The following is a 15,732-nucleotide window of genomic DNA, read 5'->3' as shown; positions in this document are numbered from 1 at the left end:
CGATGAACCGGGACAAACGTACCAACCTTTCAAATCTGCTGTGCATAATGCCATTCTGGGACAATTGTCACGGTTGAAAGGGACGATTCTACACAGGAAATTCTGATGAGCTGCCCAACTTGGTGACCAATCAATAATTCTTAACCAAACACCAAAAGGCATGCTATTCAGATACCTGATTTCCGCTGTGTTCCTTTGTCTGTTGTCCCTTAGTCCGATGTGGGGGCAAACCGTATCCAAATACGGGCAGGCGGATGCAGTGGTGATGGAAGCTTTTCCCGACTCCATCATAGATCAATCCAACGTAGGTAATAATATACTCGCGTACAAGCACCGGGAAGGCGACAACCTCTACGCCGTATATTCTTATGTCAAATTTGACATCAGCAACCTCAACGGCACTCAAATCGAAAGTGCCTCCTTGAGCTACCGGGGCAAAACCGGTGAAGCAGACTTCGAAGAGTTATTCGAACTGGAACTGCATAGCCTCAAGAGCGACTTCGACGCCGAGACCCTCACCTGGAGCAACAAACCGCAGAAGGACCAATTGCTTGGCATTTCTGCACTCAATTCCAGCTCCGCCCGCAAAGCCTTTATTAATGAAGGCACCCGTTTTGCGGACTACATCAATGAGGCAGCCCGTAAAGGAGAAAACACTATCGGCTTACTGATCCGCTCCACTGCCAAAGACTCCACCTCCAATATGTGGATTGGCGGTATTGGCAACGGCAACTATGGCCCGGTTCTGGAATACACTATCTCACCGGAAAAGAGCGGCTACGCCCACAGCGATGCAGTCGTTATGGAAGTCCACCCGGATTCCATTATCGACCCGGCCAATATCGGCGGCAATATCCTGGCTTACCGTGAATCCGTGGATGGCGAACTCAAGCGTGTGGAATCTTATGTCAAGTACGACATCAGCCACCTCGCCGGGCAGCAACTCGAAACCGTCAGCCTCAGCTACCGGGGCAAAACCGGGGCGGCTGACTTTGAAGACTTGTTTGAAGTGGAAATCCACAGCCTTAAAAGTGACTTTGATGCCGACAACCTCACCTGGAACAACAAACCTCAGAAAGACAAAAAGCTGGCCACTACAACCCTGAATGCCAGTTCCGCCCGCAAGGCCTTCGTGAATGAAGGCACCCTTTTTGTAGATTATATCAATGAAGAACTGCGGAAAGGCAATACCACAGTAGGCTTATTGCTGCGCTCTGCTGCCAAGGACTCCACCTCCAATATGTGGATTGGTGGGGTGGACAATGGTAACTACGGACCAATCCTGGATTACACCATCGCGCCTAAGGGCAGCCAATATGCCGCTGCGGATGCTGTAGTCATGCAGATGCACCCGGACTCCGTCATTGATCAGTCCAATATCGGCGGCAACATCCTGGCTTACCGCGAATCTGTGGATGGGGGACTGATGCGCGTGCAGTCTTATGTCACTTACGACATCAGCAGTCTGCGCGGCAAGCAGGTGGAAAATGTCAGCTTCAGCTACCGGGGCAAGACCGGTGCAGCTGATTTTGAAGAGCTGTTCGGATTAGAAGCCTTCAGCGTAAAAGCGGCTTATGATGCCAATACCATCACCTGGAACAATAAACCCCAGAATGATAAGAAACTGGCCACGTCCACGCTCAACGCCAGCTCTGCCCGTAAAGCCTTTATTAACGAAGGTACCAACTTCCAGGATTACATTAACGAAGAAATCCGCAAAGGCGCAACGGAGCTGCATATTATGGTACGCTCCACCGCCAAAGACTCTACCTCCAACATGTGGATCGGTGGTGCCGGCAATGGCAACTACGGCCCAATCCTGGAGTACGGTACCAAACCGATGGCCAGCGCCTACGGTATTGGTGATGCAGTAGTGCTCGAAATGCACCCGGACTCCACCCTCGATCAGTCGCAAGTGGGCGGGAATATCCTCGCTTACCGCGAATCTGTAGACGGCGTGCTACAGCGCGTGCAGTCTTATGTGAAGTACGACCTCAGCGGACTAAATGGCGAACAAATTGAAGCCGCTTCCTTCAGCTACCGGGGCAAAACCGGTGCCGCGGACTTTGAAGAAGAATTCGGTCTGGAACTGCAAAGCGTCAAAGCCGACTTCGATCCGGAAGCCGTCACCTGGAACAACCGCCCGGCAAAAGACAAAGTCCTGGCTACTTCTCTGCTCAACAGCAGCTCTGCCCGCAAAGATTTTATCAATACCGAAAGCCGCCTCGTGGAATACATCAATGAAGAAATCCGCAAAGGCGCAACAACGGTCAGCTTCCTGGTACGGTCTGCTGCCAAAGACTCTACCTCCAATATGTGGATCGGTGGTGTGGAGAACGGCAACTATGGCCCGGTACTGGACATTAGCCGCCCGAACCTGTTCCGTTTGGAAAATGACACGCTAACAGTTATTGAAGACGTATTCGTATCCGAAGCAGAAGCGGATACCAACTTTGAGATTGCGGATGCCGATATGCACGTCATCAATGCAGCCTCCACCAACGAGAGCAAGGACATTTACCTGAAGTTCAACATCAGTGCCTCCAAAAATGGCATTGGCACAGCTACGCTTATGCTCCGTGGTGCACAGAAAGACCCGCCTTCACAGGACGAGAATTTCTGGATTGAAATCTACGGCACCGATAGCGATGACTGGTCGGAAGGCACCCTAACCTGGAATACCACCCCGGCTGTCACCACGGAAGCACTGGCCGAGTACAACATCACAGAAAGTGCCACTCACCTCGTTCAGGGAAATGCGCTGACGACTTACGTCAACGAAGCCATTAAGGCGGGCCGTGAAAACCTGACCTTCGTGGTCCGTGGCCGGGACGAGACCGCCTTCCGGGGCTGGATCTCCTCCAAAAACTGGGTACCTGCCCAATTGGCACTCGACTACTCTACACAAGATAAGCGGGTGATTGAAGATTCCTACGTGGCAGAAGGCGCACCGGACGAGAACTACGATGGCACTACCGCCATGCAGGTTGCTATGGATGATGATGCTAATAATGATCGGGAAACACTCGTTAAGTTTGACCTCGATGGTGCGCGCTCCAATGTCGTGACTGCAACGCTGACCCTTAGAGGGGATCAGGAAAACACCGGTATCCCACTTGACAACTTCTGGATTGAAGTGTACGGAACGACCGACAATTCGTGGGATGAAACCACGGTGACCTGGAATAACCGGCCAGAAGACGTTACCGGCCCACTCACAGCCTACAACGTAACCGAAAGCGGTTTTCATGATCTTTCAGGACCTGAGCTGACTGATTTTGTCAAGAACGCCATCAGCCAGGGAAATGAATATGTCTCATTCGTAGTTCGTGGCCGGGACAACACACCGGGCTCCAATGTCTGGATTTCCGATCAAGGCTGGCAGCCTGCCCGCCTGTTCCTCGACTACCGTCAGATTGTGGCAGCACCGGCTATCCTTACTCCTGCCGGAGACTATGTCCCTGAAGTGACTGTGGAAATTGTACCCCAAACGCCGAGGTCCACCATCTACTACACCCTGGATGGCACTGAGCCTACGGAAGAAAGCCTGCTTTACGAAGACGGCATTCTGCTGACTGATACGGCAACCGTTACCGCCCGCGCATTTGCAGATGGGCTCGTAGCGAGTAGTACAGTTTCTGCAACATACAACGTTGCGCCCGTTGGATTACCAGTATTCTCCCCTACTCCATTGGTGGAGTACAACGACGCGGTCAACGTAACAATCGACATACAGCCCGATGATGCCTTCGTTTTCTATTCAGATGAAGGCGGAGACCCACTGACACCCTATCCGGGCGGCGGCATCCTACTGACCGAGACGACGACGATCCGTGCACGCGGCGTAAATTCAGAAGGCACTGCCTTTGGGCCTATCCTTGAAGCAACCTATACGGTTGTCAATACCGTACCTGGTACCGGTACCGGACCTGGTGGTGTGGGCGCTTCCGACAACGCGATTGCCGGACAGCCCGAAAACGCTCTTTGGCTCCGCGCTGATGCCATTGCAGATGTAGCCGATGGCGAACAGGTTTTCACCTGGGAAGACCGTTCAGGAAACGGTAACGATGCTTACAACACCTACGTGGAAGGCGGCAACAACGGTATTCCAAACACCGGCGAAAGCCAGAAGCCTGCTCCTACCTACATAGCCGATGGGCTAAATGGAAAGCCGGTACTTCAATTTGGGCTGGACGACGGTTCCACTCCGCTTAACCGTTCCCTCATCATTGATGATGCGGACAACCTTGACGGCGGTGCGGGCATCTCCATCTTTACCGTGTTCAAGCGGAATCAGTTTTATGCGGACTTCGCAGCAGTCTTCCAAAAGCGGGACATTACTGCCGGTGCCCCCGGACAAGCCTACGTAATTGAATTCAACGGTGGCTCTAATCCGCACACCTTGCAGTTCGTGATTGAGCGGTCGCTCTTCCTGCGCAGTGACTCTGAGTTTAATGACCAGGATTACTACATCGCGAATGCAGAGCTGCAGGGCGACTTTTCACAGGTTATCCTGCGCAGCAATGGTGGCATTGAGAAGATCAACAGCTTCAACGGTATTATTCCGGCGGTAGATGCCCCGGCTATCATTGGTGGCTTCCAGCCGGTCAGCATTCCTGAGCTCGTGGTTTACAAAAAAGGCCTGAATGCCGCTCAGAACCTCATCGTACACAACTACCTGGCCGTCAAGTACGGACTGGAGCTGATGGAAGGCGATACCGACCTGAAGCTGTACACGAACACAGATTATACTGAGGACCTGATCGGTGTAGGTAAGACGCTCTATATCGACGGCACTACCGAGCAGGAACACCGTTCTGCCTCCGGCGCTGGCCTGCAGATTGATGTACGCTCCCCATTTGCGGTAGATGACTTTGTAATGGCTGCCCATAACGGATTGCCGGTCACCACCGCCAACAACTGGGAACGCATCTGGCACGTAGAGGTCATTGGCAACAGCCCGAATGTAGACATGATCTTCGACTTTGAAGCCGCGGGCGTTGATGCACCGGGATCGGTAGACAACCTCAAACTGCTCTACTACGATGGTGAAGAATGGACCGATACCGGCCTGGCACCTGTTGCCGGCGCTGGCACCGTCAAGTTTGCCGTGGATGGCTTACAATCCGGTGAGTACCGCCTGGGTACGCTGACCCGTACAGTTGAAGTGGATCATTCCGATCTGCTCCGCGTATTCCCGAACCCAAACAACGGGGATGCAGTAAACATCCGCATCGACAACGACGCTCAGGGTACTATCCTGATCGGCGTATATGATTACACCGGCAAAGAAGTCCGCGCCATCCGCGTAGACAAAGCCGGCACCGTACTACAGGAAACGTTGAACCTGAACACCCTGCCTAATGGCATGTACACCGTGCGTGTGATGCAGGAAGGCAAGTTCCGGGCGATCCGCAAACTGATTAAGCAGTAACAATAAGTACTTAATCGCAGAAGAAGAAGGGTGTCTTTTCCGTCTTCGGAAGAGCACCCTTCTCTTTTGTGAAATGCTCGTTACCAGCAGTTTTACCTCATTACAATACGCTTCACTGCTTATCCTTTGGTTGACAATCCTGATTTTCAACCTCTTAATTCTCTGGATATGCTTCTGTATTTTCCAAAACGCCTTTGGGGCAATATCCCTATCCCGCTGATCCTGGCATTTTTGCTATGTGGTATGGGCCTCCTGCCTGCTCAGGCCCCAAAACTACCTCCTGATCTGAAGCTGCACGCACGGGTCAATCAGTACGATGCGGAACACTTCAATCTGCTGACAAACCGGTACAGCACACCGCTGCAAGCCGGGAGTAATCCACTTGCCTTACCCGGTAGCGCATGGGCCATTCAGCTAGACCTGGAACCCCTTCCCGGTCAGCCAGATATACTGGAAGGCACCGCCACCTTTATTTGTCAATCCGGGCAAACGCCTTCCGCCTCGGTATCTATCGATTTTGAATTTTCTGACTGGTCCACCGACAACTATGTGCTGATGCCGGGAGCCGTTTACAATGGAAACCGCTTCCCTTACCGGCGCATCCGCTACTCGCCCAAACTTTTGGACCCAAGGGATATTGGCCCCAACATACCCACAATCATCAGCGATGTGCCCAAGCTCAACGTAAGCGACGGGCCCTCGCGCATCCAACAGCGGACGGGCGATATGACCCTGCCCGCTATTGGGTTCCATCACCCGGAAAAACAACAGTGCGTATGGCTGCTGACCCCGCCACAGACCCGGCTTGGCGATTCCGGCATAGACATCACAGAGAACAGGGACCGGGACAAAGCGACCATTAGCCTCACCGCTCCTGTGGTGCGTGAGCAATATAAATACCGGATTACGGATAGCCGCTGGCCCTCCGATGATATACCTGCGGATTTCACTGCGGGGGACACCGTTCAGATTACCTTTCAGTTGCACTTGTTTTCAGCGCCTGAACTGCAAGGGCTATTCGATTACTACACCCATATCCGCAAAAGCTATCTGCCGGCAGGTAAGCACCGGCTAATTCTGCCCTTTTCCGAGGCCTTTCCCGTACAGGAAGCCAAATTTAACCGGCTGAACTGGGAGGACGAGCATGGGTATTATTCGGTCGGCCCCCGCAATATGTTCCTCCAAGACTGGCAGATCGGCTGGACGGGCGGTATGATTTCCACCCTACCCCTGCTGTGGGAAGGGCATGATACCACCCGACAGCGGGTACTCCGGCAATTCGACTGGCTCTTTCCGGACGGGCTTGCCCCCTCCGGGCTGTTCTGGGACTCCGGAGAACATGGTGATCAATGGTACGGCGGCGACATTCGCAAGCCACACACCAAAAACTGGCACCTGATTCGTAAGAGTGGGGATGGGCTCTACTACGTCCTTAAGCAGCTGATGCTGATGGACAGCCTGGGGATTACCCCAAAGCCCAACTGGGTTGCCGGTACGCAGGGCGTAGCCGATGCCCTGGTGAAGATTTGGGACGACCACGGGCAGTTTGGGCACTTCGTAGACAACCCTTCCGGGGAAGTCGTTGTAGGCGGCTCCACGAGCGGGGGCATTATCCCGGCAGCCCTCACCCTGGCCGCATCCTACTTTAACGAACCTGCTTACCTGGAAACAGCGAAAGCGGCCGGCCGCTACTACTACAAAAATTACATACAACGCGGCCTGACCAACGGCGGCCCGGGCGACGCCATGCAGAACCCCGACAGCGAGTCCTGCTATGCCCTGATCGAATCCTACGCCAGTCTCTACGAAGCCACCGGCAATACAGAATGGCTGAAAATGGGTGAAGATATCGCCCGGCAGTTTGCCACATGGGTCATTGCCTACGACTATCCTTTTCCGGAAAACTCCCTGTTCGGCAGGGAAGGGATGCACTCCATGGGCGCAGTCAACGCCAATACCCAAAACAAACACGGCGCACCCGGCATTTGCACCCACTCCGGGCAGGCGCTGCTCAAGCTTTACCGGGCGACCGGCGATGCTTTTTATGCCGAACTGCTGCAGGACATCGCCCGCAATATGCCACAGTACCTTCCCCATCCTCTCAACCCCATCGAAGGGACAAAGGAAGGTTGGATGTGCGAACGGGTCAGCACCACCGACTGGCTGGAAGGCATTGGGGAAATTTCCTACCTCACAACCTGGTCGGAGACGGCGCTTATGCTCACTTACGTGGAAATACCAGGGCTCTACGTGCAGCCCGACCGGGGTATCTGCATACCCTTTGACCACGTGGAAGTCAGGAGCCAAACCGAAACGGCGGAAGCCCTGGAGGTCGTCCTTCACAATCCCACCGAAGGTATAGCCACCGTCAGGATACTGGTGGAAAATGCCGCCGACCGGGCCCGCCCGCTTGGTGAGCTTGCCCTTTGGAATACTTCAACAACAACCCTGAAGCCCGGTGAAAGCCGCACCCTTCAGTTCAAAAAATAAACAACCATGAATAAGTTTCATACACGACGTATTGTTAGAAAGCAGGTGTTCCTGATGGGGTGCCTGCTCTTTTCCACCCTCTTCGCTTTTGCCCAGGATTTTGAACGACAGCCGGTGGATGCGGTAAAAGCAGTGGCGGATAAGACCCTGCGGGAAGTTCCTTTCGCTTTCCGGGCAATCCTTCAAAAACCGGGCACCTACTTCCGGGGTATGAACACGCTCAACCTGGAGCGGACTTTCCCAATGGGCAAACCGGGCGTGGCTTATGCACTGAGCGTTATCAACAGTGAACGCACTTCTACGCTGCCCATGGAAGTCAGCCACAGCGACGGGCTGAAAATCTGGCTCAATGGAAAAGTCGTCTACGAAAAACAGAAGACCGGGCCCGCAGTAGTGCGGGAAGAAGAACGAGATATCTTTCTGGAAAATACAATTCAGCTGCCCATTCAGAAAGGCAGGAATGAGTTGCTCATTAAATCAGAAACAGCAGGCACCGACTGGAAAGTCTTCCTGCGCCCCCGCTTCCCCAAAGTGCCGGAAGGGCAAAAACAGGACAACGAATGGATGAAGCTGTCCATCGGTTACCTGCCGCATATCACCGAAGAGGTGGCAGAGCTGTCCAACTGGCTCGTCATTGGCCCCTTCCCCAACCCGGACCGGGCCGGGTTGAGCACCACTTATCCACCGGAAGAAGGTTTTGTGCTTGGGCGTTTGTACGAATTCGGCGGTCAGGAAATCGCCTGGCAGTTACCAAAAGTGGAAATCCTGGCAGACGTAATTGATGCGGATCCGCTCTGGGGCACGCTCTACGACTGGAATTACCATACGGCGGGCTACGCCTGGGCTATCCGAAACCTGGGCGAGTTTACCGGAGAACAAAAGTATGTGGACTATCTGACCACTTATTGCAATTTCATGTTTGATATCAAGCCGTACATCGGTTACGAGAAGTATACCCTGCACCGGCCGTATTCCCGCCACACTCATCTTTGGAATACGCCCCTGCTGGACTTCACCTCCGCTCCTGCCCTGCCCTTTATTTACCGCTTGCGCAAAGACAATAACTTTGACCGTCAGGAAGAATATGAGGCGCTGGTGGAGGCCACTCAGGATTATCTGATGAAGGAGCAAATCCGCCTGCCCGATGGTACGTTCACAAGGGAAACGCCCTTCAAATACACTACCTGGGTGGATGATATGTTCATGGGCATACCGTTCCTGCTGCAGTCCGCATTGCTTGCCAAAGAGCCCGGAGAGCGGCAACTATATTTCGACGATGCCGCCAATCAGGTGATAGGCTTCCACAAGCGGGTGTACGACCCGGAGATGGACCTCTACATGCACGCACAGTACTCCGAGCGCCCCGAAGTCAAGCTCCCCTACTGGTCCCGTGCCAATGGCTGGGGCATCTGGGCAACTACGGAGGTTCTGCTCTACCTGCCCAAGGACCATCTGAAGTACAAAGACATCCTGAAAATTTACCGTGATCATGTGGACGGGCTGGTCAAGATGCAAGACCCTGTATCCGGCTTTTACCACAACGTCCTCAATCGTCCTGATTCCTTTGAGGAAACTTCCGGCACCGCCATTTTCACTATGGCCATTGCCCGTGGCATCAATCAGGGATGGATCAAGGATAAAGAGTACCGCCCATACGTACTTAAGGGCTGGAAAGCCCTGGATAGCGTCATCGGGGAAGACGGGACCGTGAGCCAAATCTGCATGGGCACCATGTGCACCGAAGACGTGCAGTACTACTACAAGCGCCCGGTGGTAAAAGACGACTCCCATGGCTTGCTGGGGCTCATCTTCGCCGGCATTGAAGTCCAAAAACTACTGAACAACTGATAACTCTGAAAGCCTTAGCCATGAAACCATTAGCCTTAGTCACCATTTTTGGGGTAGCTGCCATTGGATGGCTTAATGCCCAAACCCCAAACCATAACACAACCCATTACGAAGCTGAAATCCAGGCGCTTCTGGATGCCATGACTCTGGAAGAAAAAATCGGACAGCTGACTCAAATCAGCAATCACTTTGACATCACCGGCCCTCCCCCCGATGAAGGGGAAAATAAAATCCGGTACGACTTACTCAGCAAGGGCCTGCTGGGTGCCATGCTGAACATCACCGGAACCGAAAATACCCGGGCCATTCAGGAAATGCACCTGAAAGCCAACCGCCACGGTATCCCCCTGCTCTTTGGGCTGGATGCGCTGCACGGGTACGAGACGTTGTTCCCGGTCCCTATTGCTGAGGCCAGCAGTTGGGATTTGGAAGCCATATCCACTTCTGCCCGCATCACCGCCCGGGAAAGTGCCGCTGCCGGCGTCCACTGGACTTTTGCCCCAATGGTGGATGTCAGCCGGGATGCCCGCTGGGGCCGGATCATGGAAGGTGCCGGGGAAGACCCGTACCTGAATGCGCAGGTAGCCGTTGCCAAAGTGAAAGGTTTTCAGGGCGATGACCTGTCCTCCAATGCGACCATAGCAGCCTGTGCCAAGCACTTTGCCGGGTATGGTTTTGCGGAAGCTGGCCGGGATTACAATACTGTAGACATGAGCCGGCAAACCCTGCATAACGTGGTACTGCCACCTTTTAAAGCCTGCGTGGATGCCGGTGTGGCGACCTTCATGGGTGGGTATCACGAGCTTAATGGCGTGCCGGTGACCACGCATGCCTACCTGCTGCAGGAGGTACTGCGGGAAGACTGGGGCTTTGAAGGCTTTGTCGTCTCCGATTACAACTCGGTGAAGGAAGTAGCGAGTCACGGACAGGCAGCTGATTTATCAGGTTCCGCTGCGCTTTCCCTCCAAGCCGGGAGCGATATGGATATGGGCTCCCTGACCTATCATTACCACTTGCAGGAATTAGTGGCTTCCGGTCAATTGGACGAATCGGTCATCGATCAGGCAGTGGCCCGAATCTTGCGCGTCAAATTTGAGCTGGGGCTCTTTGATGACCCCTATCGCTACTGTGACGCTGAACGGGAAAAACGCTGGCTCTCTGCTCCTGAGCATCAGGAAGCGGCGCGGTCGATCGCCCGTCAGTCCATTGTTTTGCTTAAAAATGAGCAAGAGCTCTTGCCCTTATCCCGGCAAAATCGAATTGCCCTGATCGGCCCGCTGATTAAAGACAAAGACAATCCGCTGGGCAGTTGGCGGGCACGCGGCATAGACAGCTCGGCTGTATCCATTTGGGAAGGGCTGCAGTCGGCCTGGCCGGATACCCGCTGGAGCTACGCCAAAGGCTGTGGCATCACAACGGGTGCCCGTAGCTTCCGCGACCGCCTGACGATCGACTACGACACCTCGGGATTTGCGGAAGCCCGCCGGGTGGCGGCGGAGGCCGACCTGGTGGTGCTGGCACTGGGGGAAGACTGCTTTATGTCGGCAGAAGCCCGCAGCCGGGTGCACCTCGACCTGCCCGGTGTCCAACAGCAGCTGCTGGAAGCGGTTTACGAGGTCAATCCAAACATCGTCCTCGTGCTTATGAATGGTCGCCCGCTTGACCTGAGCTGGATGGACGAGCGCATCCCAGCCATCGTGGAAACCTGGTTTTTAGGCAGTCAGTCCGGGCACGCCATAGCCGATGTACTAACCGGAGCCTATAACCCTTCCGGGAAACTGCCGGTCTGCTTCCCCCGCTCCGTAGGGCAACTGCCGCTTTACTACAGTCAGAAAAACACCGGCCGCCCCGGAGACGAAAATCATCCGCATATTTTCTGGTCGGGCTATATTGATGAGCGCACGGATGCCCTTTATCCCTTTGGATACGGGTTGAGCTATACCGAATTCACAATCAGCGACTTAAAGCTCAACACTTCGACTCTTACACCGGGCGAAATACTGACAGTCAGCCTCACCCTTACGAATACCGGCAACCGGGCGGGACACGAGGTGGTGCAGCTGTACACGCGCGATCATACGGGCAGCAGTACACTTCCGGTGCGGGAGCTGAAGGGGTTTCAGAAGGTCTTCCTGGAGCCCGGGCAGCGCCGCAAGATAACCTTTGAGCTTACGGAGGCTGACCTGGCTTTTTATACGGCTCATGGAAAGTGGGAAGCGGAGCCGGGACGCTTTTCGGTCTTTGCAGGCAACAGCTCTAAGGCGGACCTGGAGGCGGAATTTGAGCTGGCTGCGCCCCGGTAGGGCTTGGGTACTCTAGTGGTCTGTCAAGGCTAAAACTAGGGGTTGCCTGCGGCGACTTTTGAGACTACTCTTCGTTGGACAACCCCTTACGTAGCGCTGCTATGCGCGGGAACATCCGCCTTGATTAGCCTCAAAATTCGCTCCCACTCAACCCATAAATTAACACTTGACAGACCACTAGAGGGAAGTAAACAACATTAAGACAACAGTGCGACTAAGCCGAATTAGTGGTTAGTTTTTTTGCTCCTGAAGCACTTGCAAATACTGCATATTAAATGGTCAGGTATTTACGGCTCAATCAACCAGACTTCTGTAAGTCATAGTTTTACATTCCGTACCTACGGCACGGGATATTAGTGTGATTTTTTTACCCACATCAGACCCCTAACGGGGTCAATTGTAGAATACAAACCCAATGTTCAAATTATTAAAGCCATTACAACGAATACCTATTATGCCTTTTCGCTATTTTGTTTTACCCTTGATGCTGATACTATGTGGCTCCATGTTTGGTCAATCGTCCTACCGGGATTTTGACAGCAGCCTGATGCCCCATGGTAATGCTTTTGAAAGCTGGGAAAGTGAAGCTGAGCCCGACCGAACTTTTTTCGTGGACCAAAATCATCCGAAGGCGAGTGATGACAACCCGGGTACAGAGGCGCGGCCCTGGCGCACTATTGGAAAAGCAGCAGCGGCTTTGCAGCCCGGAGAACGGGTGCTGATCAAAAGCGGTACATACCGGGAAGCGGTACATCCTGCACGGGGTGGAACAAGTCCGGAGAAGATGATCACGTATGCGGCGGCGCCCGGCCACCGGGTAGTGATTAGTGGTGCCTGGGAATTGCCCCTGGAAGGATGGGAACCCGGCAAAGGACGGCGCTATACCGGGCAGCGGCACACCTACGAAGATACTGAGAAACCACCACTACAGATCTGGCAATACGATCTGCCACCGGAATGGTTTATGGGCTACAACCCCTTTGCGCTGCGGAACCTGGGGCAGGATTTGGAATGGGTGGACTATAAGAATATCAATATGCACGCCCACTTTCAGCGCCGGGGTCGGCTGTTTTTGGATGGACAATTGCTTGAGCAGGCGGAGCACCCGGTAGACCTTGCCAAAGCGGAGCAGGGCGCGTACTGGATTGAGCACAACGGGCTACGCTTGCATGTCCGTTTCCCCGGACGTACCGGGCCTAACGATTACAGCTCAATTGAGGCTACGGTGAAAGAGCAGGTTTTTACGCCAAAGGACTACGGCCTGCCCTACATCAAGCTAAAGGGGCTCAACTTTGAGAAGGTCGGCAATGGGTTTGCCATGCCACAGCGCGGCATGGTCTCTGCCCGGCGGGGCAACCACTGGGTCATTGAGGACTGTACCCTGGAATGGGCCAATAGCATCGCCCTCGACCTTGGCAACGAAATGTGGCATACCAATTCCCAGCCCGGGCTGGGCCACCACATCGTGCGCGGGAATACCTTTCGCCACTGCGGCACCGGCGGATTGCAGGCTAATGGTGCCCGTCAACTGCTGGTGGAGGACAACCTCTTTGAGCACATCGGTTGGCACGATGCGGAGCACGGCTGGGAATCCGGTGCGATCAAATTTCACCGCGCCAAAGGGACGCTGATCCGGCGAAATGTATTCCGCCGCATTACCTATGCGCCCGGTATTTGGCTGGACTATCTTTCCAGCGAAAACTGCCGGGTGACGAAGAACATCTTTTCCGATATCACCACTGCCCGGGGTGCCATTTATGTGGAAGTCAGCCGGGGTGCCATAGACGTCGATCACAACGTCTTCCACCAACTGCGCAGCCAATACTGCATCAGCGGCGATTACGGCGCGGGGGCAACGCCTTTTACACGGATGGCTCAGACAGCATCCATTTTCACCACAATCTGGCCATTGACATCGAAAATACCGGCTACGGCTCCTACCTCAATCCGACCCGTATTGTGGCAGGCAGAGGTGGAACAGCCCGCGCGCAAAGCGTAACCGACAATATCTTCATCGACTGCCGCAAGCACGCCATTGAGCTGCCGAATGCCCACAACCATACAGATGGGAACCTCTTCGCTCAAATGCCCAGTGGTTTTTTGAAACTGACCAATCCGCCGCCCGCCCTGCTGCTCGACCTTAAAGCCTGGCAGGAGTATTTTGGTTGGGAAGCTCAGGGTAAAAAAGTGAAAGCCCGTGCGGTCTTACATACCGATGAGCTTCGGCTAGAATGGACCACTAAGCCTGCCTTCGATCGGGATGCAGGCCCGTTCTCGCTTAGAAATGGAGGCCGGGAAATAGATATTGATCCCAGACAGTAGGAATAATCTTACTTAAATGGTTTGGTGTTCTAATTTCCTCTTTGCAGGAAGTACTGCACTCCGATTGATGCCCCTACCCGCAACCCACTGCTGGGCAATGGTCCATCAAAGGAACCATTCCATGGATTAGATCTATTGACATTCGTCCAAATATGGTAATCCAGACCGAGGCCCATGTCAAAAGCTAAATTGGGTGTCAGGAACCAATTAGTCCCCAATCGGCTGCTCACCAGGGAAATCAAACTTTTTCTTTTCGACGAAAATGCTTCTGAGCGTGAACTAGAAAAGAAAAAGCCAGCCTGAGCATACCAACGCCAGTGGCTTTGCTTATTGCCGAAGTAATGGCGCAGATAGGGAGCAATAGATATTCCTTTATCCGTATATTGCACTTCCCGGTTTAAATGTTGCGAAAAATTGGCACTTAGCTCTATGCCTATCAAGGTTTGCTCACTGAGAAAAAGCCCCACCTTAGGCCTAAAGCGCAACCGAATGATGTTACTTTGGACAGAGACCCCGCCCAAATCTGAATCAATCATCAGATCTCCTTTGTTGAAGGCAGATATACCAGACCGCCATTGTGACCTGCCCAACCCATTCATAAAGGGCTGTAAACCAAAAGACAATAACATGATATTTGCCGTTTGTGGCCGGACAGAATAAATGGCCCTCACATTAAACGCAATATGCTCGTTCAGGAATCTGTTGAATCCCAGCCTGAACCCATAGGAAGAATGTGCAGGTTCGTTGATCCCCAATATGTACCTTAGACCAGCATAATAATTATTCTTTTTAGAACGAGGGGTAATATAGTACCGAATTTCTGGCGCGACCTCAGATGGATAAACATTATTACCAAAACCCCTAATCGACACACCCGCACCAACCATCCAATGATCAGTGACCATCAAACCAAATCTTGGAAAAAAATCATAACTGAAGCCAGTCCGGGTCTCCTCTTCTGCAAACAGATAATCCAGTTCAGCTCCCCCCCTTACTGTGACGGAGCCCTTTCCAATCTGCCCGAGGAGCAATGTATTAGCCGCCAGGCAAAGTAAAGAGAGCAGTATTAGTTTTTTCATTTGGTAATCGTTTAAAGCAATAGAGGGCGTTTATCGGCGAAAGATACTGAATCTCCATACAATCAGCAATGCTCAATAAAAGACAGGGTAAATTAGCCAAAATTTCCTGGATAAGCTGGAGCAGAGCGGGAAGCTCTACCCCAGCAGCCATAGCGCTTAAATGCAGAGGGTTGCCCTCGGGATTGATGTTTGTGCAATTTGTTATGCCCTCGAATGGCAGGGCAAACTAACCAAAATTTGAACGCGTCAGGGAGCA

7 protein-coding genes are annotated in these 15,732 nt (G+C 53.3%); 6 read left to right on the top strand and 1 reads right to left on the bottom strand.

Annotation, left to right across the window (positions count from 1 at the left end):
• Positions 1-160: 160 nt before the first annotated feature.
• From IX84_RS21850 to IX84_RS21825, 6 genes are all read left to right on the top strand, one after another.
• Positions 161-5,434 carry a DNRLRE domain-containing protein gene (locus IX84_RS21850; RefSeq protein ID WP_044225829.1) on the top strand — a complete coding sequence of 1,758 codons (5,274 nt, stop codon included), beginning with the start codon at positions 161-163 and terminating at the stop codon, positions 5,432-5,434.
• 168 nt (positions 5,435-5,602) lie between these two features.
• A complete protein-coding gene (locus tag IX84_RS31360; protein ID WP_052516292.1) occupies positions 5,603-7,924 on the top strand; it encodes a hypothetical protein in 2,322 nt (773 codons plus the stop codon).
• Positions 7,925-7,930: 6 nt separating this feature from the next.
• On the top strand, positions 7,931-9,772 hold the full coding sequence (locus IX84_RS21840) for a glycoside hydrolase family 88/105 protein (RefSeq protein ID WP_052516291.1): 1,842 nt from the start codon (positions 7,931-7,933) through the stop codon (positions 9,770-9,772).
• A gap of 20 nt (positions 9,773-9,792) precedes the next feature.
• Positions 9,793-12,075, top strand: a complete 2,283-nt coding sequence (gene bglX / locus IX84_RS21835) for a beta-glucosidase BglX (RefSeq protein ID WP_052516290.1) — start codon at positions 9,793-9,795, stop codon at positions 12,073-12,075.
• 454 nt (positions 12,076-12,529) lie between these two features.
• Positions 12,530-14,074, top strand: a complete 1,545-nt coding sequence (locus IX84_RS21830) for a right-handed parallel beta-helix repeat-containing protein (RefSeq protein WP_044225827.1) — start codon at positions 12,530-12,532, stop codon at positions 14,072-14,074.
• Entirely contained in the window at positions 14,035-14,397 is a 363-nt protein-coding gene (locus tag IX84_RS21825) for a hypothetical protein (RefSeq protein ID WP_044225825.1), read from the top strand. The genes IX84_RS21830 and IX84_RS21825 overlap by 40 nt, the downstream gene beginning before the upstream one ends.
• A gap of 29 nt (positions 14,398-14,426) precedes the next feature.
• On the opposite strand, the gene IX84_RS21820 is transcribed toward IX84_RS21825, so the two are convergent.
• Positions 14,427-15,476: a hypothetical protein gene (locus IX84_RS21820; RefSeq protein WP_044225823.1), complete on the bottom strand. Its 1,050-nt coding sequence runs from the start codon at positions 15,474-15,476 to the stop codon at positions 14,427-14,429.
• Positions 15,477-15,732: the final 256 nt, after the last annotated feature.

The organism is Phaeodactylibacter xiamenensis (assembly GCF_000759025.1).
In the GTDB taxonomy this organism is placed as follows: domain Bacteria; phylum Bacteroidota; class Bacteroidia; order Chitinophagales; family Saprospiraceae; genus Phaeodactylibacter; species Phaeodactylibacter xiamenensis.
Note: the sequence above shows the minus strand (reverse complement) of the source record. Positions and strands in the feature narration are given on the sequence as shown.

Bases quoted from the DNA above. Each gene is read 5' to 3' on its own strand.
- IX84_RS21850 (WP_044225829.1), top strand. From the start codon at position 161: ATGCTATTCAGATACCTGATTTCCGCTGTGTTCCTTTGTCTGTTGTCC.
- IX84_RS31360 (WP_052516292.1), top strand. From the start codon at position 5,603: ATGCTTCTGTATTTTCCAAAACGCCTTTGGGGCAATATCCCTATCCCG.
- IX84_RS21840 (WP_052516291.1), top strand. From the start codon at position 7,931: ATGAATAAGTTTCATACACGACGTATTGTTAGAAAGCAGGTGTTCCTG.
- bglX (WP_052516290.1), top strand. From the start codon at position 9,793: ATGAAACCATTAGCCTTAGTCACCATTTTTGGGGTAGCTGCCATTGGA.
- IX84_RS21830 (WP_044225827.1), top strand. From the start codon at position 12,530: ATGCCTTTTCGCTATTTTGTTTTACCCTTGATGCTGATACTATGTGGC.
- IX84_RS21820 (WP_044225823.1), bottom strand. From the start codon at position 15,476: ATGAAAAAACTAATACTGCTCTCTTTACTTTGCCTGGCGGCTAATACA.